1 protein-coding gene is annotated in these 1,471 nt (G+C 69.5%); it reads right to left on the bottom strand.

The annotated features are described in order from the left end of the window. Positions 1-47: 47 nt before the first annotated feature. Complete coding sequence (locus tag ACFHWS_RS28430) at positions 48-1,364, bottom strand: ISAs1 family transposase (protein WP_416569571.1); 1,317 nt, start codon at positions 1,362-1,364, stop codon at positions 48-50. Between the last annotated feature and the right edge of the window lie 107 nt (positions 1,365-1,471).

Below are 1,471 nucleotides of genomic sequence, written 5' to 3' on the forward strand. Positions count from 1 at the left end.
CCACGGCCCCGGCGTTGTTCCTCTATGTCTGACTTGATCATTGTTTGTCAGATGTCGTAGACGGCGAAGGTGTCGGCGCGGTCGTGGAGGTCACGGCGGGCGTGGGCGATGTTGGCGCGTCCGGCGAGGCGGAAGGTGTTCAGGGCCAGGTTGCGCATGGCGGCGACGTTGCGGGGAGCCGCGCCCGTCCTGAGCTGGGAGTAGTCCTCGTTGAAGGTGACGTCACGGGTCCAGTGCAGGCGGGTTTCCACCGACCAGTGTCCTCTGACGTAGGTGTTGAGGTGTTGCGGTCCGGCCTGGGTGGCGTCGAGGCTGACGATGCCGTGGATGATCTGTTTGCTGGTGCGGATCCCGTCGAGTCCGCCGGTGTCGCGGCGTAGCCGGAAGACCTGGCGGGCTCCGGGGAACAGGGTGTCGTCGCAGTCGGTGACGCGGATCGTGCGGCGTTCGGTGCGTCCGTGTCCGCGATCGGCGTCGACGCCGGTCCGGTCGGCGAACTCGGTGTCGGTGCCGGACAGCAACGTGTGGGCGGCGTGCAGGGCGAGCGGCTGGTTCCCCTTCAGGATCAGCATGTAGTGGGCGTTCAGGGTGTCGGTGATCAGCCGGGCGGTCTTCCTGGTGGTGTGCAGGGCGTCCAGGGTGAGCAGCATGCCGGCGACGTTCAGCGGTGTGAGTAGGTCCTCGGTCGCGGTGGCCTCGCCGCGTTTGTCGGCGACCTGGCGTTGGCCCAGGATCACGGCACGGTCGTGGGTGACGGCGGCGACCAGGAACACCTGCCCGGTAGGGGTGCGGGTGCCGTGCAGCAGTTTCCCGTCGATCGCGGCGGCGGGCAGCAGTCCGGCCGGTGCCGGGTGGGTGAACGCCCGGGTCGCGGCGCGGCGTTGTTCGCGTTCGGTGGGTTCGTCGACGCCGGCGGGGATCTGCGGGGCCGGGGTGTCGCCGCGTGCCACGTCCGCGGCGTAGCCGCAGGTCGCCGTGTCGAGGGCGTCGCCGTCGACGGCGGCCAGGACCCGCCGGAAGGTCCGTTCGCTCGGTACGAGGTAGCGGCTGGTCAGTGGGTCACGGCGGGCGCCGAGGCGGTGCGGGACGTCCTGTGGGGTCCGGGCTGCCCACTGCCGGATCGCGGTCAGGCTGTCGTTGCCGGCGACGAGGGTGGCACACGCGGTCAGGACCAGGATCACCAGCAGCGGATGGCGCCGTCCGCGCGGCCGGCGTGGGTCCGGCACCTGAGCCAGGCGTGCTACCAGGGGCGACGCCATCGACAAGGGATCGGCCGGGGCTGGACCGGCGGCGAGTTCGGCTTCCCACAACGCCAGATCGGCGAGGTGGTCAACAACGGGGTCGGTCAGGGAAGATGTCGTCACGAGCGCGGCTCCAGCGATGAACTTCGAGGCTAGTCACCCGCAAGATCATCAGGAGTCGCGCTCGTCCCGCAACTCAGCCGATGTCCGATTTTCAACACGGACAGAAC

The organism is Micromonospora sp. LOL_013, assembly GCF_048060315.1.
GTDB lineage: Bacteria > Actinomycetota > Actinomycetes > Mycobacteriales > Micromonosporaceae > Micromonospora_E.